A 20,324-nucleotide genomic window follows, 5' to 3' on the forward strand; every position below is an offset into this window, starting at 1 on the left:
ATTATGCCTTTAAATTACGTATGCGGTCAATTAGCGGTGGGTGGGAATAATGCATAAAAACATAGGCCGGATGAGGGGTCAGGTTGCTCAAACTGTTTTTTGATAATTTCTTTAGGGAAGTTACCAACGGCGTTGCGGCATAAGTGTTCTTTGCATAATCATCTGCTTGGTATTCAAATTTTCGGGAAAAATAATTCATTAACAGCCCCGTAAGTTCTGAAACCGGACTGTATAGTATACCAAAACCAATTAGAGCGGCGTGAAAGCTGGGTCTATCTACACCTATAGCTAAAGATAGTTCAGGATTATTAATGAACAATGATAGCAAAAACAGCATTAAGCCGGTAAGTAAAATGGAAGATGCCAAATTAAAAATAATGTGCTTGCGTTTGTAATGGCCCACTTCATGTGCCAAAACGGCAACTATTTCTTCCTCTTCCAAATCATTGATCAAGGTGTCATATAGGGTCACTCTTTTTTCCTTGCCAAATCCGGAAAAATAAGCGTTGGCCTTTGTAGACCGTTTTGATCCATTGATAACGAATATGTGCTTAAGGTCAAAACCTACATTGGCCGCATAATGTTCTATTTTCTCTTTAAGGCTACCAGCCTCCAAGGGTTCTTGTTTGTTGAATAAAGGAACAATTAATTTGCTGTAAAATAAATTAACGATTAAGGTAAAAAATGCAATGGCAATCCAGGTGTACCACCAGAAATTTGTGCCTACGGTCTGAAAAAACCATATGATCAACGCTAAAATACCACCACCAACAATTAAAGTTAGTGCCCATTGCTTTATTTTGTCCAAGATAAAGGTGTTATGTGTTGTTTTGTTGAACCCAAATTTTTCTTCAATGACAAATGTTTGGTAATAGGTAAACGGTATATTGATGATATCACTGCCCAATAAAATAATTCCAAAAAATAGTAAGGCCTGGCCAATAGGGTGGTCTGTACTATTTTGGGCAATTTGGTCTACCCAATTAAATCCTCCAAAAACTATAAACCCAAGTATAAGTGCCAATGAAAAGGTAGAGGTCAAAATCCCAAATCTGTAATTGGTGAGCTTATAAGCTTGGGATTTTTCATATTCCTTAATATTGTAAACATCCTCCAAATCTTTTGGAACAGGGTCTTTGAATTTTTGGGCGTTCAGAAAATTTAATGCAGTGGCCAATAAAAACTCGGCAACCAAGATAATTAGGATACAATAAAAAACGAAGGTGCTATCCATAAAAAATGCTATTGGTTTTTTGTTTAATGGTTAACGGGTTAACGCCCAAGTTTTTGCTGTCTTTTGACCTCAAAGATAAGTATTGCCGCTGATACCGAAACGTTCATGGAGTCTATTTCTCCTTCCATTGGTATTATAATATTTTGAGTTGAATTGGAAAGCCATTCCTTGCTAAGTCCATCATGTTCGGTGCCGACCACTATAGCTGTAGGGCCGGTATAGTTTATTGAGGTGTATTCTTTTGATGCGGTCAATGCGGCACAGAAAATGCCAAACCGTTCCTGTTGTAAATAGGAAATAATTTCTTGTGTGCTTCCTGTCTTGATTGTCCTTGAAAATACGCATCCAACGCTTGATCGTATAATGTTGGGATTATATAGGTCCGTTTTTGGATTTGCAATAAAAACGGCGTCTAAATTGGCAGCATCTGCCGTTCTTAACAACGCACCTATATTTCCTGGTTTTTCAGGGGCCTCAGCAACAAGGATAAGCGGATTGGGTTTGTTGAACGCTAAAGTGGACAAGGTATGGTCTTTTCCTTTTGCAATGGCCAAAATACCTTCTGTAGTATCTCTATAAGCTAGTTTTTTATAGATTTCATGACTAACGGAAATTATTTTATTTTCAGGAAAATCTTTTAAAAGGCTATTGCCATCGCTGTTCTCAAAAATATCAGCACAATAAAAAATGGTCGTAATTTCATATTCGGCCTTAATGGCAATGCTCAATTCACGCAGTCCCTCTAATAAAAAGAGTCCTGTCTTTTTGCGTTCCCTAGCCTTATCCTTTAATAAAACAGCCTTTTTGATTAAAGGGTTTTGGGCGCTACTTATATGTTTATGTTCGTGCATTAGGTACAAAAGTAATCTAATCTGTTAAGTAGGCTAAATAATATCGACCAAGAGAATTCAAATTAACCTAAGAAAATATGAAGAAATACATTTTAGGGTGCTTGCTAGTATCATTTGCCTTTTCGTGCAAGGAAGCTCCAAAAAAAGAGGAGATTATAGACACCGCGGCCCAAACAGAAGAACAAATTACCTTAAATACCTATCCGCAAGATTTTTTTAAGGTATTGAATGCACACGGTGGGTTGGATAATTAAAAACAGTATAAAACCTTACGTTTTGATTTACCAAAACCGGCTAGTGTAGAAACCCATATAGTTGACCTATACAGAAGGACCGATAAAATCATAGCGGAAACTTACAGTTTAGGTTTTGACGGGAAAGATGTTTGGTTGATGGATGAGGCCGGTTCGTATGAGGGTAAACCTAAGTTTTATCATAATCTAATGTTTTATTTTTATGCCATGCCCTTTGTGCTGGCAGATGAAGGGCTTAATTATGAGGAGATACCTGCATTGGTCGTGGATGGGGTTTCCTATCCGGGATTCCATATTACTTTTAACAACGGTGTAGGTGCCTCATCTAAAGACGAATATTTTCTACACTATGATCCAGAAACTTTTCAAATGAAATGGTTGGGATATACCGTAACCTATTTTAGCGGTATACCATCCAACGAGATCAGCTGGATAGAATATGCACATTGGAATAAAGTAGGAGAGGTACTTTTACCGAGTGCTATTTCCTGGTATTCTACTGAAAACAATAATGTAAAGGACCGGGTGAATACGGTTAAGTTTGAAAATGCCAAACTGTTAAAAAGCGCTGAGCCAACAACATTTTTTGCCAAACCTTCCAATGCAAAGGTGGTGGATTGATTGTGGATCAAATTATTATTATTTAGTTAATAAAGGTGTCATTTTTATGGCACCTTAGTTTTTATAACTAACTTGAAATTCAAATAATTTTGAAGCAGATGAACGTATTGTTTTTTGGAATAGCCAAGGATATTGTTGGTAGTTCGGAAATCTTGTTTTCTGATGAGGAGGCCAAGCCGGCAACGGTTGCCGCGTTAAAAAAGGATTTGATTAAGAATTATCCGGAGTTCTTAAAATTAAAGACCCTTGCCGTGGCCGTTAATAGTGAATATGCCAATGATGATGTAACTTTGAGCGGCAATGATGAAATTGCAATAATACCACCAGTAAGCGGGGGCTAATGAAAAAAGTAGTAGAAATAGTAGATGTTATAGATACCGCTAAGGTGTATACCGAATTGAACCATGTTGAAAGCGGCGGTATTTGCGTTTTTGTGGGTACGGTTCGTGAATTTACAAACCAAGAACAGGTAATTGCCTTGGAGTTCGAAACCTACAGAGAAATGGCCTTAAAGGAAATGGAAAAAATTGTCGATACGGCAATTGAAAAATGGAATCTTAATAAGGTGGTGCTGCGCCATGCAGTGGGGGAGAAAGGAGTGGCAGAGCCTGTAGTAATAGTTGGGGCATCTTCTGCTCATAGGGATGCCTGTTTTGAAGCTTGTAGGTTTTTAATAGATACGCTAAAGGAAACTGTGCCTATTTGGAAAAAGGAGAAATTCAAGAACAAGTCAGTCTGGGTTTCGGCACATCCATAGTTTGTTTTAAAAGGAGTAAGTTTAGAAAGTAGATTAAATGTGTTTGATGTTGAACTTGAATAAGGTAAATGCTAGTAGATAATCATAATAGGACCATTAATTACTTGCGATTGGCCGTTACGGACCGATGTAATTTGCGGTGCAATTATTGTATGCCGGAGGAAGGAATCAATTTTGCCAAAAACGACAAATTGTTCACGATAGATGAATTGGTTCGTTTGAGTTCCCTTATGGTTTCACAAGGTATAGATAAGATCCGTATTACCGGGGGAGAGCCTTTTGTACGAAAAGATTTAATGGTTTTGTTACGCAATTTGGCATCCCTTATAGGTTTAAAAGATATTTCAGTGACCACCAATGCTACCTTAATTGGTCCGTATATAGATGAATTGAAAGAATTGGGCATTAAGAATATAAATGTCAGCATGGATGCCATCAATCGCGAAACTTTTGAACGTATTACGCGTCGCAACCATTATGATGTAGTGTATAATAATATGATACGGCTAATTACCGAAGGGTTCAATGTCCGGATCAATTTTATAGCATTGGATGGTCAGAATGTAGAGGATATTATTCCTATGTTAGAACTTACCAAACATTATAACGTGTCGGTTCGTTTTTTAGAGGAAATGCCGTTCAATGGTGGTTCAAAGGAATTTCAGTCCATAAAATGGGATTTTAGGGCAATTCTTGCGCATATTAAAGAGGCGCATCCTGGCTATTATAAATTGCAATCCCCTAAAACTTCTACCTCCATTAACTATAAAATCCCCGGTTATAAGGGAACTTTTGGCGTCATTCCTTCGTTCAGTAGAACGTTCTGTGGCAGTTGTAACAGGTTACGGATTTCCGCTACGGGTGACGTAATCACCTGTCTATATGCAAAAGCAAGTGCCAATTTAAGGGATATCATGCGGGCGGATGATGTTGAAGCGAACATAAAATCCGCAATTTTACAAGCGGTAGGCAGCAGGGCCAAAACAGGTTTTGAGGCTCAAGAAAAGTATAAGGATGTATTCAGTAATTCAATGACTTCTATAGGAGGATGATGGAAAAAAAGTTATCACACATAGACGAATCTGGTAATGCTACCATGGTAGATGTTTCGCTAAAAGATGTATCTGTGAGGCAAGCTGTAGCCTCCGGTACGGTCACATTTCCCCATACAGTGTTCAAATCCTTGACAGACCAGGATTTTGTAGGTAAAAAAGGGAGTATTGTACAAACGGCGGTAATTGCAGGAATTCAAGGGGTAAAAAAAACAGCAGAACTAATTCCGCTATGCCATCAAATAAACCTTTCTAAAATTAATGTGGAAATAGTTCCGGGTGAGCACCAATTTAAAATAACGTGTACCGTAAAATGTAATGAGAAGACCGGTGTGGAAATGGAAGCGTTGACAGGAGTATCCATTGCCGCACTTACCATATATGATATGTGCAAAGCTTTATCACAGGACATCGTCATCGGTACAATTCAACTGGAACAAAAAACTGGAGGTAAGCATGATTTCCAACGTTAAGCTATACGGATTAGTACTTTCTGGGGGTAAAAGTACAAGAATGGGTAATGATAAGGGGTTGATTACATACCACCAGCTCCCACAACGGGAACATTTATATCAATTGTTGAGTAAAGTTTGTGAACGTACCTTTTTAAGTATACGTAGTGATCAGGAAGAAGAAATTTCCCAGGACTTTGAAACGCTCATAGATCAAGATGAATATAGGGGGCCTTATAACGGTTTACTATCTGCACACGCGGCCTATCCTGAGGCGGCTTGGCTTGTTTTGGCATGTGATCTTCCGTTAATTGATATTAAGGCTCTACAAGAATTGGTTGCAGGTCGCAATACCCAAAAAATAGCAAGTGCTTTTGCCAATGTGGATGACCCCTTACCGGAACCATTGTGTGCTATTTGGGAACCGGAGTCCTTAGAGCAATCCATTGCCTATCTAAATAATGGAAATGGGTCGTGTCCACGTAAATTTTTAATTAATGCAGATATTCATTTAGTGTTCCCAAGAAATAAGGAAGTGTTGTTAAATGCAAATTCCAAGGAAGATTATTCCCAGGCATTGCAAAAATTGGGATTATGAACGATAATAGATACCTACGACAGACAACTTTAAAAGGTTTTGGTAATGAAGGCCAGCAAAAACTAAGGTCGGCAAAGGTCTTGGTTGTAGGTGCTGGGGGGTTGGGGGTTCCTGTCCTTACCTATTTAAATGCAATGGGCGTTGGTACCTTAGGTATTGTTGATAACGATGTGGTTTCCTTATCAAATTTACACCGTCAAGTCCTGTATACGGAAAAAATGGTGGGGCAACCAAAGGTGTTGGCCGCCAAAAACCAATTGCTTGCGAAAAACTCCGATACTGAAATCATTGTGCATCAAACTTTTTTAACTGTTTTGAACGCTTTACAAATCATTGGTGATTATGATGTGGTCATTGATGCCACGGATAACTTTCCTACAAGATACTTAATCAATGATGCATGTGTTATTTTACACAAACCTTTTGTTTACGGTGCATTACATGGTTTTGAAGGACAGGTAAGTGTATTTAATTATGGGGATGGGCCAACATATCGTTGTTTGTTTCCGGAAATGCCAGGGGCAGATGCCGTACCCAACTGTAATGATCATGGCGTTCTGGGTATAGTACCAGGAATAATTGGTAATCTACAGGCCTTGGAAACCGTTAAGATAATTACTGGAATAGGGGAGGTGCTCTCTGGAGTACTGTTATTGTTTGACGGATTGTCCCAACGTTACCAACGTATGAATTTGAGTTCAAACCCCAAGAATAAAAGCATAATAAAGTTGGAAAAAAGTTATGAATTTGAGTGTGAAATTCCTATTGCATCCATAGAGGCCAAGAATTTTCAACAAATATATACGCCTGGCAGTACAGAGTTGGTAGATGTAAGAACTATTAAGGAGTTTTCAAGACAACATATAGCAGGGGCAAAACATATTCCTTTGAGCGAGCTTAAGGAAAGGGCAAATGAAATTGATTTGAGAGCACCTGTATATATAATATGCCAGTCTGGAGTACGTAGTAAAAAAGCGATCACTCTACTTCGTGAACTTTTTCCATCCAATGAATTTGTCAATGTTTTGGGTGGAATGAACCATATAGATGTATATGCTCTTACCGATTGATGAATTAGCACTTTTGTGTATCGGGTTTTTTATGATTGCCACATTGTATTCCTCCGTAGGTTTTGGTGGGGGCTCAAGTTATCTAGCATTTTTGACCCTTTTCTTATCCAGTTTTTTTGCAATTAGGTCAATAGCCTTGGTGTGTAATTTGGTAGTAGTATCTGGAAGTACCTATTTATATTTTAAAAATGGCCACGCCAAATTAAAGGATTTTCTACCTTTTGTAGTCGCAAGTATACCCTTGGCGTTTTTAGGTGCGTCGTTTCGGTTAAAAGAACATATATTTTTTATCATTTTAGGAAGTGCGCTAATTCTGTCGGCAATTTCTTTGGCGTTACAGACATTTAATTTGAACAATACCGCTGAGACCAAGGCATATCCTAATTATCTAAGCTACCTACTTGGATCGGGTATTGGTTTCCTGTCTGGATTGGTAGGCATTGGTGGGGGTATTTTCCTGGCCCCGGTACTAAATCATATAAAATGGGACAAAGCCATTAAAATTGCGGCATTGGCCAGTTTTTTCATTTTGGTAAATTCAATTTCCGGTTTGTTTGGGTTAGTGGCAAGCAATGCATTATCATTACCTTGGCGCGAAACCATTTGCTTGGTAATAGCTGTTCTTTTAGGGGGGCAGTTGGGTATTCGTATCAGTTTAAAAAAATTATCTGCCAAAGGCATAAAAAGGGTTACGTCATTACTGGTTTTGTTGGTAGGTATTCGTGTGTTATTGGTAAATGGTCTAGGAGTCTTTTAATTTCTTACCTTTTCCTAAGGTAATTTTTATCTTTATGATATGATTTCATTTGATCAGGCCTATACTCATGTATTGGAACATACTTTGGATTTGGGTGTTGAAGTGGTTCCACTTATGCAAAGCCTGCAGAGGGTTTTAGCAGAGGATATTTGTGCGGATAGGGATTTTCCACCTTTTGACCGTGCCACAAAGGACGGGATAGCTATTAATTATTCTGACCACATTAATACGGACCATATCTTTCAAATTGAAGGAGTAGCTGCAGCTGGTGCACCACAACAAGTTTTAAGTACTGTGGGTAATTGCGTAGAAGTTATGACCGGAGCGGTGGTGCCCCAAAATACCGATACGGTGATTATGTACGAACACATATCCATAACCGATAACGTAGCGGTAATCAATGAAAAGGTTACCAAAGGGCAAAACATACATTATAAAGGAAGCGATGAAAAAGCTGGGGCTGTTCTATTGACAAAAGGTATTAAGATTACGGCTGCGGAAATAGGGGTAATGGCAACTGTGGGCAAATCATATGTAACGGTAAAGGCAAACCCAAAAATCACTACGATAGCTACAGGTAATGAACTAGTAGAGGTTGATGCAGTACCGTTACCACATCAAATACGGAAATCCAATACCATAACCTTGGAGGCCGCTTTGCAAACAAGGGCTATACCTACTAATTCCCTACATCTTATAGATAATAAGGAGGCACTGTCTAAATCACTTCAAACAGCATTGGAACAAAATGATGTGTTGTTACTGAGTGGGGGTGTTTCTAAAGGAAAATTTGATTTTATCCCTGAGGTTATGGAATCCCTGGGAGTGGAAAAGGTTTTTCATAGGGTTGCTCAAAGACCAGGAAAACCATTTTGGTTCGGTGTGCATAAAGAACTGAAAACGGTCATATTTTCTTTTCCAGGAAACCCGGTTTCCACATTTGCCAATTTTCATGTCTATTTTTTACCTTGGCTTCATAAATGTTGGAATATCCCAGTTGCCAACCAATATATTAAGCTTTCCGGGGAAATACATATAAAGCCACCTTTAACACGTTTTATTCAAGTATGTACAAAAAGAGAAAAAGGGGGTATTTATGCAGTGCCAATTAGTGAAAATGGATCGGGAGATTTGTTAAGCCTATCCAAATCTAACGGATTTATTTGTTTGCAACCAAGAGAGAAAGGGTATGGTTCAGGAGAATTGGTGCCGTTTATTAGTACGAAATAATTAACCATAAATATATACATATGAATACCATCTTAAGAAATATTTTAGCGGTCGTTGCCGGACTTATAGTGGGCAGTATAGTGAATATGGGCATCGTTATGATAAGCGGTTCCGTCATTCCTCCTCCAGAAGGGGGAGATATAACAACAATGGAGGGTTTAAAATCTACCATTCATTTATTTGAACCAAAGCATTTCCTGTTTCCTTTTCTGGCCCATGCGCTAGGTACATTGGTTGGTGCTTTTGTGGCGGCCAAACTGGCCGGAACCAGAAAATTGTTGATGGCCTTGATCGTAGGGTTTTGTTTTTTAATTGGAGGAACTATTAATATTTCAATGCTGGGTGGACCTTTGTGGTTTAGTGCTCTAGATTTAATAGTAGCATATATTCCCATGGCTTACCTGGGTTGGATACTCTCGGGGAAAAAATAATGCCGAGGATTTATTTGAGCATAAAAAAGCCCACATAACATGTGGGCTTTTAATGTTTAAATATTGTCCGCTATTCAGCTTCGTATTTTTCAGAATACCGTTTCCATAGTTTAGTTTGGTGTGTTTCCAGTGAAACCGACCTGCCATCTATGAAGGCGTGGGTAAGTTGGTTACCTGCCATATCCAAGGCATCTCCTTCAGATATGAACAATGTGGCACTTTTGCCATTTTCCAAAGTACCGTAAGAATCATCAATACCTAAAATTTTTGCTGTATTGCCCGTTAATAATTGCACGGCAACTTCTTTATCAAGTCCTTGCTGCACTACCTGGCCTGCATAGAAAGGTAGATTTCTAGTCTGGAAATTTTCCGCATCTGAATTTTGTATGGCCACAAACAGACCCGCATCTACCAACAGTTTTGGAAGTTTATAAGGTAGGTCATAATCATCATCCTCAAATACGGGCAGATTATGAGTGTACTGAACCATGACCGGGATATTATGACTTTTAAGAAAATCGGTAATTTTATAGGCATGGTAACCGCCCATTAATACAATCTCCTTTACTTTATTGTTCTTTAATGTATTGATCGCATCTATAATTTCTTTTTCCCCATCTGCATAGACATATAATTTTTTAGAACCATCAAACGCTCCTTTCATGGCAGCAAATGCCGGATTCATTTCCTTGGCTGTTCCATCTTCATATACAATGGCATTTTGCATGAAGTCCGTTACTTTTTGCACTTGTTTAGGATAGTCCTTGTTAGGTTGGTAACCAGGTTCTTCACCAGCCCACCAGCGTCCTTGTTTAAACGTATTGGGCCAATGTAGATGTATACCGTCATCTACTTTAATAGCGGCATCTTCCCAATTCCAGGCATCAAATTGAACAATGGATGAGGTGCCGGATATTAATCCGCCTTCAGGTGCAATCTGTGCCAAAAGTACTCCATTGGGGCGCATACTTTCTACCACTTTAGATTCGGCATTGTACGCAATTAAACTGCGTACATGTGGAATGAGTTCCCCTAACTCATCCTTGTCATTAGTGGCCCTTACGGCATCAATTTCCACTAACCCCAAGGTTTTTCCAGGAGCAATAAAACCGGGGTAGACGTGTTTTCCGGTTGCATCTATAATTTTTCCTTTACGGGCAATCCTCATCTTGGAGTCACCTACAAAAGTAATTTTACCATCCTCAAACATGATTAGGGAACTTTCAATGACTTCTCCGTTTCCTAAATGGGCAGTAGCGCCTTCTATAGTTATGGCTTCCGTTTGCTTTGGAGCCGGTGTCTGTTGTGCCGTGGTTTGGAAGAAGATTCCCAAGGCCAGTAGAATATATATATGTTTTTTCATTTTAATGATTTTAAGTTTAGATACAGCTTACTGATGATATGGTTACAGGCTTTCACAGGTAAAATTCTTTTTTATTGATTTTTTTGGACCTTGCATTTTCTTACCGCCCGCTTTTTCCTTGAGCATCATGGTCACCAGTTCATTTCTTTCTTTTTTTATAGCATCTCGCTTTTGCTTGTCCATTTCCAAATCAAAATAAGTAACTCCTTCAATTATCGTTTTTTCTGCTTTGGAATATACGGACAAGGGATTACCGGACCATAGAACCACATCTGCATCCTTGCCTTCTTTAATGCTACCTACGCGATTGTCCAAGTGTAAAAGTTTTGCAGGATTAATGGTTACCATCTTCCAAGCTTCCAATTCTGTCATACCTCCATATTTGATAGTTTTGGCAGCTTCTTGGTTTAATCTTCTCATCATTTCACGATCATCACTATTAATAGCGGTAACTACACCTTGCTTTTGCATAATTGCGGCATTATAGGGAATTGCATCGTTCACCTCATATTTATAAGCCCACCAATCACTAAAGGTACCTGCGCCCACGCCATGTTCGGCCATTTTATCGGCAACTTTATAACCTTCTAGAATATGGGTGAAGGTATTGACCTTGAAACCAAAATGTTCAGCAACCTTCATCATCATATTAATTTCGCTCTGTACATAAGAGTGGCAAGAGATAAAACGTTCCCCATTGATGATTTCTGCCAAGACTTCCATTTCCTCATCATAACGATAAGGTACACCGCTTTTCTTTTTTGTATCATATTCCTTGGCACGCTGAAAATAATTCATCAACATTTGTTCTACACCCATACGTGTCTGTGGAAAACGGGAATAACTTTGCCAATTGCTCTGTTTTACGTTTTCACCCAAGGCAAACTTTATAAATTTGGGTGAATTATCATAGATGAGACCGTCTGCCTCTTCACCCCATTTTAATTTTAATATGGCCGATCTGCCACCTATAGGGTTGGCGGAGCCATGAAGTAACTGTAACGAGGTTACACCACCTGCAAGTGAATGATAGATTCCCATATGCTCCGGGTCTACTACATCTTCCATTTTAACTTCCGCAGAACTATTTTGACCTGCTTCATTTACTGCCAATGCCGCAATATGGCTATGTTCATCTATTATGCCCGCGGTCAAATGTTTTCCCGTAGCATCAATGACCTTTGCACCACCGGCACTTAAATCTTTCCCAATCTTAGTGATCTTACCATTTTTAATAAGTACATCTGTATTTTCTAGAATGCCTGCATCTTCACTGGTCCAAACCGTTGCGTTCTTGAACAACATTGTTTCCTGTTGAGGTTTAACAGCAAATCCATAACCTACATTGGGAAAGGTTACCGGCATAATTTTTACGGATTCTTCCGCTGGGGAATCTTTATCATTTTTTTCCTCAAAGGATTTTGTCTTGTTGGCCGTAAACTGGGTCTGTGTACCGTTTGGTAATATTAATCTGCCGGAAAGATTATCGGTCGTAAGTAGTACGGCACCGGTCATTCTAAACGTATCTTCCTCTTTGGTGGTAAAGGAAACATTTACCCAGTCATTGTCATAGGAAATTTTTGAACTTAACTTTACGGTATCTTGTTTTACTTCAACTTTTGGTTTTGACAGTTCACCCGTAACGGACATGGTATAAGTTTTGCCCTGGACCACCATATCGTAATCTCCACGAATGTCCTTAATATCCATATCATTGATTACATTTTTAGTACCCTGTACCCAATTTTCGTACAATGTGGTGGAAGATTCAAATACATCTCCGGAAGTAATCAAAAAATTGGCCAATGAACCTTTTTTCAAGGATCCTATGATGTTGGATTTCCCTAAGATTTGTGCTGGAACGGTAGTCAGGGCTTCTAATGCCTTTGTTTTTGGCAATCCATATTCAATAGCCTTTGCCAGTTTTTCCTTAAATTTTGCAGGGGACTTTAAATCATGCAATGTTAATGAAAACACAACTCCGTTTTCTGACAGAATTTTGGGGTTGGCAGGTGCTTGGTTCCAATAGCGCATATCACTTAAGGAAACATAGCCTTCTGCATAAGGGTCAGAAACATCATAGGCATCAGGAAAATTTATTGGAATGATATATTTAGCATTGGTCGCCTTTATCTCCGCTATGCGTTCAAATTCGTTTCCACCACCAAGAATGGTGTATTGTATACCATTGGCATCACCAATTTTATCTGCCCGTATATCATTGCCCTTGTCCTTTGCCTCAAATATCTGTACCAGACTTTTATTGGCGTTCAACGCTTCTAATGAAAGGTCCGTAGTAGAGGCATTTCCCTTGGCATACCAATCGGCATCACTATACATTTGTCGCAATAGGGCCAAGGTTCCCATTAAGGAACCGGGATAAGATTGTCTTTTCAAAATACTTTTCTTTAATGAAAAATATTGTGCGGATTCGTCCTCAAGAATTCTGTTGGCATCCGTACCTTCTGAATTAAGTGCAATTAGTACGCCGGTTCCACGTGCTATTCCATCTTGGATATGACTGTTTACCACTCCAAAACCAGCTTCACGTAATTCTTTGGCTTTTTTGTCATCATAAGAAAATTTAGCAATTGCCTTATTTTCCGGCATGATATGGTCGTTCCAATAATAACCTTCCCTAGAAGGTTCATATTGGGCAGAGCGACCGCCGCCCGGTTTTCTTTTGGGTTGTTCTACACCAAATTCTGAATATACATCAATAAAAGAAGGGTAAATGGACTTACCCTTGACATCAATGACGACCGTGTTTTTTGGAAGGTTTACGGATGCTGCCGCATTTACAATTTTTCCATGTTGAATAAGTAAGGTTCCTTTTTCGATAATTTCCGTGGGAGAAACATAAATCTTCGCATTCGTAAAAGCAGTGTAATTATTGTTATTTGCTTTTACTCCTGCATTTTCCGGAAAATACTCTTGTGCAAATAAAGATGTGCTACACCATAAAAGGCATAGGGCCAACGTCAGTTTTTTCATTTTTGTTAGTTTGAATTAGTTGTTTAAAAATACTGGGATTCAATAGTATATCCCGTATTTTTCACTTTTGTTTAACAGTTGTCCAAGCCAAAATTGGAAATCTGTATTTTAATCTTAAATTATTGAACGATGGCTTGGTTTTTAGGATTGTAATTACGGATTTTACAACGTGCGGTCATCTATAACGGATGCTCTTTATGATACGCAATCAATAAAGCTACCACAGCATTGTAACTCTTTATGCCTTGTGCCTGATTATTGGCTTTTAGAAATGTGTTGAATACAGATTTAAACATTGGCTCCAGCGGGTTTTCATAGGAGTTCCAAAAAACCGCCATCTCTTGAAAATTAGTTTTTACGCCTGGGTTTAGACCTAACAGTAATTCATTGAACACTTCAATGTCTCCGCGCCTAACATCGTTTAAGCAATATCCTAGTGCATATGCATAAGCCGCATATTGAAAATAGGGGTCTTTATTTTTGGCCGTGACCAAGTATCCTATAAAATTGGTCTCGTTTTCAGCAGAGTATCCCAATTGATGTCCTATTTCGTGACCGGCAACAATAGGAAATCTAAAATTGGGCAGAAGGCGGTTAACTTGTGCCTCATTGGTGAAAGGGTTTAGGTATCCTGCATAGCCCATATAGGTCAGCCCGGTACTGAACAAGGATGTTTTAATGCTGGGCGTCGTATAGTTTAAGAAAGGGTGAAGGGTTGCCAAATTTTCATAACCTTCCAAGGTTTTTTCAAACATTTGCTGATGGGTATAGGGTACATTGACCGCTATTGTTGAGTCTTTGGTAATGTTGATCTGTGCTTGGTTGGTTTTTTCTATTAATTGCTGGGTAAAAGTGACCAACTGTTGGTAATCCTTGGTTTCGGTCAAATTTAAGGATGTAGACAAGGGTTCCCTATAATAATTTAGTCCCCACATTAAATGAAAGGTAAAATACGCAATTGATAGTACCATGGCCACATCTCTTAAAAATGCAAGTTTGTGTGTTTTGATATGGGAAAAGTACCGGATTAAATAATAGAGGGCACTAAAAATCAAGGCAAAATAAATAATGTCGCCTACGGAAAAAGGTAACCAACCAAATAGGGTCCTGAAGATTTTGGAAACAAACGGATATATACCTTTACTGTAATACATCTCTATCCATTGTGTGTGTTTCCCTAACCATTTTATAATGATTATTTGGGGGATAAGCGAAATGGCTACTGCATCTTTAAACGATATCTTCATTGATTCAAAAATAGCGAAATCCTTTTTCTATCAGTATTTTTGCCATCACTAACTATGAACAAATAATATGAATATTGATCAATTGGAACCAAAATCCGTCTGGAGAAATTTTGTAAATCTGAATGCGGTGCCCAGAGCTTCCAAAAAAGAGGAACAGGTCATTGCCTTTATGATAGATTTTGGCAAACAATTGGGGCTGGAAACCTTCTCAGATGAAATTGGTAACGTGATCATTAGAAAACCCGCTACTTTGGGGGTTGAGAATAGGAAAATGGTTACCCTACAAAGCCATTTGGATATGGTGCATCAGAAAAATACCGATACCCAATTTAATTTTGAAACCCAAGGTATAGAAATGTTCATTGACCAAGAATGGGTAAAAGCCAAGGGAACCACACTAGGAGCGGATAATGGAATGGGCGTTGCCGCTATAATGGCCTTACTGGAGAGCAATACTATTGAACATCCGCCTCTGGAAGCCTTATTTACCATAGATGAGGAAACGGGAATGACCGGAGCGTTTGGATTAAAAGGTGGTGTCCTAAAAGGTGAAATTCTTTTAAACCTTGATACGGAAGAAGATGATGAGATAGATATTGGTTGTGCCGGAGGTATAGATGTTACGGCCACCAGAAACTACAATCAAAAATCTAGTGTGCACGGTGATATTGGCTATCAAATTTCTGTAAAAGGTCTTAAGGGTGGACATAGTGGAATGGATATAGTAAAGGGGTTGGGCAACGCCAATAAAATTATGAACCGCCTATTGTACGTAGGTTTGCCTTATAATATGCGTATTGCATATTTAGAAGGAGGAAGTTTACGTAATGCAATACCAAGGGAAAGTACGTGTATTTTAAATATTGGTAAAAAGTCCGTTGGCGACTTTACTGCAAAATTCAATGAAATTTCAAAAGCAATCAAAAACGAGTTACTTGCCCAGGAACCTGAATTGGAAATATCCCTTGCAGAAGTTAAGCCGGCCAAAATGGTCATGGGCCTTGGTGCGCAGGGAAAATTTATAAAAGCATTATATGGAGCAACCAATGGAGTTTATGCCATGAGTGCCACAATAGAAGGATTGGTGGAAACTTCCAATAACATAGCCAAGGTAATGGTCAAGGATGGTGAAATCTTGGTGGGCTGTTTAACGCGTTCATCTGTGGATTCCGCTAAATTGGATTTGGCAAATTCCTTGCGTTCGGTTTTTGAATTGGCTGGTTTTGAAGTAGCCTACAGTGGTTCCTACCCTGGTTGGAACCCTAATCCAAATTCATGCATATTGGCTATAGCAAAAGAGACATATACCAATTTATTTCAGCATGAGCCTAGGGTGGTAGCCTGCCATGCAGGTTTGGAATGTGGTATTTTAGGACAGAATTACCCAGAGATTGATATGATTAGTTTTGGGCCTACCATTTTAGGGGCGCATTCCCCAGATGAACGTGTTCATATTGGTTCGGTTCAGAAGTTTTGGAAATTTTTACAGGAAATCTTACGGCGTACCCCATAGTTCATAGATAAACCAAAAGAAAACCTTTTAAAGGGTTATTGAAACTTAGGATTTTTATTTCTTAATTCTTCACGTACCAACCGTCCACTTTGGGTAATTGCACTATCTGGCCATTGACCACTGGTACTTGCATTTGGCTGTAATGCTGCAGAATTTTCGTTTTTATCCGCTATAGACCAATTGCACCAGGAAATGCCATTGTCATCCAAAAACTTCCACCAGGTATTGGTTTCTTGTACATCAATCAATCCATCACCCGAATAATCCGTAGTGCCTAACTCCGTAACAAATAAGGCAATATCATTGTCCAGCGCGCTTTGGGCTATATCACGTAAGTCCTGTTTATGCGATGAGGCATAGTAGTGCAATGTGTAGGCTACATTATCATCTTCAATTTCATTGCCTATGACTTCGTTTACCTGTTGTGACCAATTTCTGGTACCGCAGATGACAATATTATCCGGATCATATTTTCTTATTTCCGTTATGACCGCTTCATGATATGGCTTAAGAACATTAATCCAAGAAACGTCCAAGGGTTCATTGTACAGTTCATAAATTATATTTGGACGGGCTCCATATTTTTGTGCTATTTCGGTAAAAAATAGTTTGGCCTCCTCTTCATAATCCTCTGCATGATGACTATGCCAATCTACAATAACATAGATTCCATTGGCTATTGCTGCATCTATAACGGTAAAAATTTTGTCTTTTTCGGCTTGTGGATCGGTTATATAGCCTTCAGAATCTTCAATGCCCATTGCAGCCCTTACAACGGTACATTGCCAATCTTCCTTTAGCCACGAAACAGTTTCGGGAGTATAGTATTTGCCCATCCATTGACTCCAGAAAAAAGACATGCCTCTTAATTGTACGGCATTTCCATACTCATCCACTATTTTATTACCATCTATGCGCAATTGTCCATGAAGGGATACAAAAGACTCTTTTTCGTTCACCTCATTGGTGCCGGTAGGTGTGGAGGTGGATTGTTCTTGGTTGGAATTTGGCGCGGCTCCAATTTCATTTTTAGAGGCGCATGATAAATTGATGCTAAAAAAAAGAACCAATACAATCGGTAAATGAATTGCTCTATACATATCTGTATAAAGTTACCGATTATATTGGTCTTTGTAAATTTTTATTCTACTACTTCAGTAATCTCAACATCGAACACCAAATCTGCATTTGCAGGGATGGGACCACCACCTTGAGCTCCGTAGCCCAAATGTGAAGGTATGAACAAACGTACTTTATCACCTACGTTCATGGTCAATAAGCCTTCCCTAAAACCTGCAATTAAACGGGATTCCGGTGAATAATCCATAGGAATTGGCATGTAACCACCAGCTTGTTCCCTGTTCCAATCAAAGGTGCCGTATTTTTTGGCAATTTCTACATAATTACTATCAAACAAGCTACCGTCCATTAAGTAACCTGCATACATTACATTTACTTTTTGGCCAACTTTTGGTTTATCTCCAGAACCTTCGTTCAATGTCAAAACCTTTAGACCGGATGCCAATGCCGTTGCTTTTGCTTTTTGTGCTTCTATTTGAGAGGCAAATTCAGCTTTTATTTTTTGTACTTCCGCCAATTTTTCAGCTTTTTCCTTTTCTATGGCCGCTAGTCTTTCCTCTTCGTTGTCAAAATAGTTGGTCATGACCTCTACGGCATCGAACTTACGTGCTTCCTTACCATTTCTGATAATCTCTATAGTATTCATTGTTACGGGTTCTATGGGTTTGTTTCCTGCTCCTACAGGAACATTGGCAATAGAGTCAACAATGTTCAAGCCTTCCACCACTTCGCCAAAAACGGAATGCTTGTTGTTCAGCCAAGGCGTTGCCTTATGGGTTATAAAAAATTGACTGCCATTGGTAGAAGGGCCAGAATTGGCCATGGAGAGTATTCCTTTTTTATCATGAACCAGTGAGTCATTGAATTCATCAATAAAACGGTATCCAGGATTGCCTTGCCCGTTTCCTAATGGGTCCCCTCCCTGTATCATAAAATCTTTCATTACTCTATGGAATGTTAAACTGTCATAGAATTTTTTGTTTTTGTACTGCTCACTGACAAACGGATTTTTACCTTCTGCAAGGGAAACAAAATTGGCTACCGTAATAGGTGTTTTTTCCTGCTCTAGCCTAACAATGATATCTCCTTTATTGGTTTTTATATCAGCAAAAAGACCATCGCCCAAATCTGCTCTTTTACTAGTATTGCAGCTGGCCATAACTAGCCCAACAACTGCAATAATATACATGTTTTTAATCATAATATTCATTTTAATTTTCCTGTTGTTTTTCTATTTGTAAAATTGTAATTGTAGATTTTATGGGAACATTGCTGCCAATCTTGTTTTCGTCACCATGATAACCAAATGCCAAGGATGATGGAAAAAGAAATGTGGCACGCTCATTTTCCTTTAACAGCTTGACGGCATCCCTAAGGCCTTGAAAAAGTTCCTGTTTATCTACTTTGTAGGTAACTACACCGATATCTTTTTTAGAATAAATAGTGTCATTGTCCAAGGTTAATACATCATAATTGAAGACTACGATATCATCTGTTTGTGGGGTATAGTCCGTGGTGTCGTTAACGGCCAAGTAAGTATACCAAGATCCAGATGAACTATGGGTATAATGTTTTAATGAATCCGCTTTAATAAGTTGCTGGATCTTTTTTTCTTCTTGTTCCAATAATTTTCTGCTTCTTTCTATTGAAGCCTTAAAAAAACTGCCGCTTTTTGTCTGTACAGGTTTTCTTGGCTCGGGCCCATTGCAGCTATATACAAGTATTAAAAGTAATGCTAAAAAAACTACTCTCATGACTGTAATTGATTCTGGTATTGTGGTAATAACGAAGTAAAATATTTGATAGTATCTTCAATGGAATCTTCACTCTTTCCTCCAGCGGCATTGGTATGGCCGCCGCCATTAAAGTGTTTTCTTGCAAAATCGTTCACGGAAAAATCACCTACCGACCTAAAAGATATTTTCAATATGCCTTCCTCCTTGTTTTCAATAAAAATTATGGCAAAATTAATGCCGTCCAAGGTTAACCCATAGTTTACAAAACCTTCGGTGTCTCCTTTTTGATAGTTGTACTTATCCAACTCTTCTTGGCTTAAGGTGATATAAGCGGTATGGTACTCTTCCAAAATGACCATGTTTTTTAAGGCACATCCTAGTAAATGTAATCTACTGGGTGAATTGGTATCGTAAATACGATGGTGAATTTCTGTACCTTCTGCACCTCTGTCCATTAAATCTGCGACCACCCTATGCGTATTACTTGTAGTTGCAGCAAATTTAAACGACCCGGTATCGGTCATGATACCGGTATAGATGCAATTGGCCATTTCTTTAGTAATTTGATCTACGTCGCCCAATAGTCCTATAAGATGATATACCATTTCACAAGTGGAGCTCATGGTTACATCGGAATACATGATTTTTGCATAATCCGATGGTTCTTGATGGTGGTCAACCATTACGAATGTAGCGGATGATTCTTCCAATAGTTCGCTCATTTGCCCAACACGGCCCAAGTGGTTGAAATCCAATGTGAAGATTACGTCTGCCGCTCCAATACATGATTTGGCTTGGGAATTCTGTTTTTCAAAATTTAGGATTTTATCCGCTCCGGGCATCCATTTTAAAAATTTTGGAGCATCGTTAGGTGAAACGATACTGGCATTATGACCTTTATTAATTACATAATGCCAGAGCGCCAAGGTTGAACCTATGGCATCACCATCCGGATTTTTATGGGGTATAATCGCAATTTTCCTTGGTGTGGAAAGTAACTGTTTAAGCGCGTTTAGGTGCTCTAAATTCATGGCGGCAAAGATACAATTTAATAATATAGGCTTTAAATGGAATCGTTTAATTT

Annotated in this window: 21 protein-coding genes; 12 read left to right on the plus strand and 9 right to left on the minus strand. The window is 38.8% G+C overall.

What is annotated here, in order from left to right; all coding sequences use genetic code 11:
• Position 1: 1 nt before the first annotated feature.
• A complete protein-coding gene (locus JM81_RS18020) occupies positions 2 to 1,234 on the minus strand; it encodes a M48 family metallopeptidase (protein WP_089261838.1) in 1,233 nt (410 codons plus the stop codon).
• A 38-nt stretch (positions 1,235 to 1,272) separates the two neighbouring features.
• Positions 1,273 to 2,085: a TrmH family RNA methyltransferase gene (locus JM81_RS18025; RefSeq protein WP_089261836.1), complete on the minus strand. Its 813-nt coding sequence runs from the start codon at positions 2,083 to 2,085 to the stop codon at positions 1,273 to 1,275.
• A gap of 77 nt (positions 2,086 to 2,162) precedes the next feature.
• On the opposite strand from JM81_RS18025, the gene JM81_RS18495 reads away from it, so the two are divergent.
• From JM81_RS18495 to JM81_RS18075, 11 genes are all read left to right on the plus strand, one after another.
• Complete coding sequence (locus JM81_RS18495; RefSeq protein WP_186435606.1) at positions 2,163 to 2,339, plus strand: hypothetical protein; 177 nt, start codon at positions 2,163 to 2,165, stop codon at positions 2,337 to 2,339.
• Between the two features lie 189 nt (positions 2,340 to 2,528).
• The gene (locus JM81_RS18030) at positions 2,529 to 2,960 is read left to right on the plus strand and encodes a DUF6503 family protein (protein ID WP_144805447.1); all 432 of its coding nucleotides are present in this window, start codon (positions 2,529 to 2,531) and stop codon (positions 2,958 to 2,960) included.
• Between the two features lie 98 nt (positions 2,961 to 3,058).
• Positions 3,059 to 3,301 carry a MoaD/ThiS family protein gene (locus JM81_RS18035; RefSeq protein WP_089261832.1) on the plus strand — a complete coding sequence of 81 codons (243 nt, stop codon included), beginning with the start codon at positions 3,059 to 3,061 and terminating at the stop codon, positions 3,299 to 3,301.
• A complete protein-coding gene (locus JM81_RS18040) occupies positions 3,301 to 3,717 on the plus strand; it encodes a molybdenum cofactor biosynthesis protein MoaE (protein WP_144805449.1) in 417 nt (138 codons plus the stop codon). The genes JM81_RS18035 and JM81_RS18040 overlap by 1 nt, the downstream gene beginning before the upstream one ends.
• Positions 3,718 to 3,785: 68 nt before the next feature.
• A complete protein-coding gene (gene moaA, locus JM81_RS18045) occupies positions 3,786 to 4,769 on the plus strand; it encodes a GTP 3',8-cyclase MoaA (RefSeq protein ID WP_144805451.1) in 984 nt (327 codons plus the stop codon).
• On the plus strand, positions 4,769 to 5,242 hold the full coding sequence (gene moaC, locus JM81_RS18050) for a cyclic pyranopterin monophosphate synthase MoaC (RefSeq protein WP_144805453.1): 474 nt from the start codon (positions 4,769 to 4,771) through the stop codon (positions 5,240 to 5,242). Before moaA ends, moaC begins: the two co-directional genes overlap by 1 nt.
• On the plus strand, positions 5,226 to 5,819 hold the full coding sequence (locus JM81_RS18055; RefSeq protein ID WP_144805455.1) for an NTP transferase domain-containing protein: 594 nt from the start codon (positions 5,226 to 5,228) through the stop codon (positions 5,817 to 5,819). Before moaC ends, JM81_RS18055 begins: the two co-directional genes overlap by 17 nt.
• Positions 5,816 to 6,889, plus strand: a complete 1,074-nt coding sequence (locus JM81_RS18060; RefSeq protein ID WP_144805457.1) for a HesA/MoeB/ThiF family protein — start codon at positions 5,816 to 5,818, stop codon at positions 6,887 to 6,889. Before JM81_RS18055 ends, JM81_RS18060 begins: the two co-directional genes overlap by 4 nt.
• Positions 6,873 to 7,646, plus strand: a complete 774-nt coding sequence (locus JM81_RS18065) for a sulfite exporter TauE/SafE family protein (protein ID WP_144805459.1) — start codon at positions 6,873 to 6,875, stop codon at positions 7,644 to 7,646. The genes JM81_RS18060 and JM81_RS18065 overlap by 17 nt, the downstream gene beginning before the upstream one ends.
• Positions 7,647 to 7,685: 39 nt before the next feature.
• On the plus strand, positions 7,686 to 8,876 hold the full coding sequence (locus JM81_RS18070) for a molybdopterin molybdotransferase MoeA (protein WP_144805461.1): 1,191 nt from the start codon (positions 7,686 to 7,688) through the stop codon (positions 8,874 to 8,876).
• A gap of 20 nt (positions 8,877 to 8,896) precedes the next feature.
• A complete protein-coding gene (locus tag JM81_RS18075) occupies positions 8,897 to 9,307 on the plus strand; it encodes a hypothetical protein (RefSeq protein ID WP_144805463.1) in 411 nt (136 codons plus the stop codon).
• 70 nt (positions 9,308 to 9,377) lie between these two features.
• Here JM81_RS18075 and JM81_RS18080 read toward each other — a convergent pair whose 3' ends face one another.
• The 3 genes from JM81_RS18080 to JM81_RS18090 form a co-directional block, all read right to left on the minus strand.
• Entirely contained in the window at positions 9,378 to 10,670 is a 1,293-nt protein-coding gene (locus JM81_RS18080) for an amidohydrolase family protein (protein WP_144805465.1), read from the minus strand.
• A 42-nt stretch (positions 10,671 to 10,712) separates the two neighbouring features.
• Positions 10,713 to 13,664: an amidohydrolase family protein gene (locus JM81_RS18085; RefSeq protein WP_144805467.1), complete on the minus strand. Its 2,952-nt coding sequence runs from the start codon at positions 13,662 to 13,664 to the stop codon at positions 10,713 to 10,715.
• 179 nt (positions 13,665 to 13,843) lie between these two features.
• Positions 13,844 to 14,911 carry a DUF3810 domain-containing protein gene (locus tag JM81_RS18090; protein WP_144805468.1) on the minus strand — a complete coding sequence of 356 codons (1,068 nt, stop codon included), beginning with the start codon at positions 14,909 to 14,911 and terminating at the stop codon, positions 13,844 to 13,846.
• 67 nt (positions 14,912 to 14,978) lie between these two features.
• Between JM81_RS18090 and JM81_RS18095 the strand changes: the two genes are divergently transcribed.
• Positions 14,979 to 16,424 (plus strand): aminoacyl-histidine dipeptidase, encoded by a 1,446-nt coding sequence (locus tag JM81_RS18095; RefSeq protein WP_144805470.1) that lies wholly within the window; start codon positions 14,979 to 14,981, stop codon positions 16,422 to 16,424.
• Positions 16,425 to 16,459: 35 nt separating this feature from the next.
• Here JM81_RS18095 and JM81_RS18100 read toward each other — a convergent pair whose 3' ends face one another.
• From JM81_RS18100 to JM81_RS18115, 4 genes are read right to left on the minus strand one after another with little or no spacing between them, the layout of a single operon-like run.
• Positions 16,460 to 17,524 carry a glycoside hydrolase family 5 protein gene (locus tag JM81_RS18100; protein ID WP_144805472.1) on the minus strand — a complete coding sequence of 355 codons (1,065 nt, stop codon included), beginning with the start codon at positions 17,522 to 17,524 and terminating at the stop codon, positions 16,460 to 16,462.
• 41 nt (positions 17,525 to 17,565) lie between these two features.
• On the minus strand, positions 17,566 to 18,705 hold the full coding sequence (locus tag JM81_RS18105; protein ID WP_144805474.1) for a peptidylprolyl isomerase: 1,140 nt from the start codon (positions 18,703 to 18,705) through the stop codon (positions 17,566 to 17,568).
• 10 nt (positions 18,706 to 18,715) lie between these two features.
• Positions 18,716 to 19,258 (minus strand): gliding motility-associated peptidyl-prolyl isomerase GldI, encoded by a 543-nt coding sequence (gene gldI / locus JM81_RS18110; RefSeq protein ID WP_089261808.1) that lies wholly within the window; start codon positions 19,256 to 19,258, stop codon positions 18,716 to 18,718.
• Positions 19,255 to 20,271 (minus strand): DHH family phosphoesterase, encoded by a 1,017-nt coding sequence (locus JM81_RS18115; RefSeq protein ID WP_144805476.1) that lies wholly within the window; start codon positions 20,269 to 20,271, stop codon positions 19,255 to 19,257. The genes gldI and JM81_RS18115 overlap by 4 nt, the downstream gene beginning before the upstream one ends.
• Between the last annotated feature and the right edge of the window lie 53 nt (positions 20,272 to 20,324).

Origin of the sequence: Maribacter sp. MAR_2009_72 (assembly GCF_007827235.1) — a bacterium.
Taxonomy (GTDB): domain Bacteria; phylum Bacteroidota; class Bacteroidia; order Flavobacteriales; family Flavobacteriaceae; genus Maribacter; species Maribacter sedimenticola.